The organism is Capnocytophaga sp. oral taxon 326 str. F0382, assembly GCF_000318295.1.
Lineage (GTDB): Bacteria > Bacteroidota > Bacteroidia > Flavobacteriales > Flavobacteriaceae > Capnocytophaga > Capnocytophaga periodontitidis.
On record NZ_KB291349.1, the window covers coordinates 1 to 1,360 of the forward strand.

The 1,360-nt window shown below is 33.0% G+C and carries 1 protein-coding gene and 1 pseudogene; both read right to left on the reverse strand.

All coding sequences use genetic code 11. The annotated features are described in order from the left end of the window. A pseudogene (locus HMPREF9073_RS15795) lies at nt 1-207 on the reverse strand (IS5/IS1182 family transposase); the annotation flags it as partial. Nucleotides 208-307: 100 nt separating this feature from the next. Continuing rightward, nucleotides 308-1,141: a transposase gene (locus tag HMPREF9073_RS15800; protein ID WP_009411923.1), complete on the reverse strand. Its 834-nt coding sequence runs from the start codon at nt 1,139-1,141 to the stop codon at nt 308-310. Between the last annotated feature and the right edge of the window lie 219 nt (nt 1,142-1,360).

A 1,360-nucleotide genomic window follows, 5' to 3' on the forward strand; every position in this document is an offset into this window, starting at 1 on the left:
CCCCTCACACCTTTGTGCTTGATAATAAGTAACTTTTGATTCATATCCATTACTTGAAGTCCGTTTTCCTTTCCCTACATTGCTCAATTTCTGTCCCATTGGGCATACATAATAATCCTCTTTTAGATTATAGTACATATTCTGAACCGAAAAAGGATCTTCTTTTTGTTTTTTCTTCTGCTCTTTATGAAAATAATTGTACTTCACATAAGCCTCTATTTCTTTCTTTTTCAGTATTTCGTAGTTCTCTTCACTACCATAACCTGCATCGGCACATACCTCTTTGCTTTGTTTCTGATAGCTCTTTTCAAAACCATCTAAATGGCTCTTCTAAAGTATTGGTATCGCCTGGTGTTTGGTGTATACTAACGTGAGTAATAAACTGATTTTCAGTGGATATTTGAGCATTATAAGCTGGTTTGAGCTGACCGTTTTTCATATGGTCATCTTTCATTCGCATAAAAGTTGCATCTGTATCTGTTTTGCTATAAGAATTTCTATCTCCCATTATTTTTAGACTTTCTTCATATTTTTCTAACTTTGGAAGATGCTCATTTTGAAGTTTTTCTAACTCCTTAGCTTGTTTTTTAGTAGGTTCTTTTAGCCTTTTATTAATCTCAGCTAATTTCTCTTTAAGCTCTTTGGTATTGATTTCTTTAGGAAGTTCTTGCTTAGTAATCTCTTGATTATCTGATTGTATGCTATCTTCTATATCAGAGAGCACTTTATTTATTTTAGCCTCTAACTTCTCCTTGTACTTCTCTACAGAACCTCTCCACACAAAAGTATATTTGTTAGCAGCTGATTCTATTTTTGTACCGTCAATATACTGTACATCAAGGCTTAGATAACCCTCTTTTACTAAGAGTTTTACTATTTCAGCAAAAAGTTTTTGCAAAGAATCTTTCAAAATTTTACCTCTAAAGTCATTGATTGTTCTAAAATCAGGAGTTGTACCTCCTGCAAGATACATAAGGGGGAGATTTTCTTTGACAGCAATAGCCATTTTGCGGCAAGAATAAATGTTAGAAAGATAGCTATAGAAGATTATTTTTATCATTGTACGAGGGTGGTATGCAGAACAGCCTCCACCCTTATATTTTTGAATAATATCAGTGATATCTAGCTGATTAACAACCATTTCTACTAATTTAGCAGGGTGGTTACTATCTAACTTATCAAAAATATTCTTCGGGGAAAAGTGTTAAAAATTTGTGAGGTTCAGATTTAAATGATACTTTTGCCATTGTGTTTTTTTTAGGAACCACAAAGATACAACTTTTGTGGTAAAACACCAAATAATAAGAGGCTATCTTTTGCCAAGATAGCCTCTTTTTTATTCATTGCTGATAATCAGCCT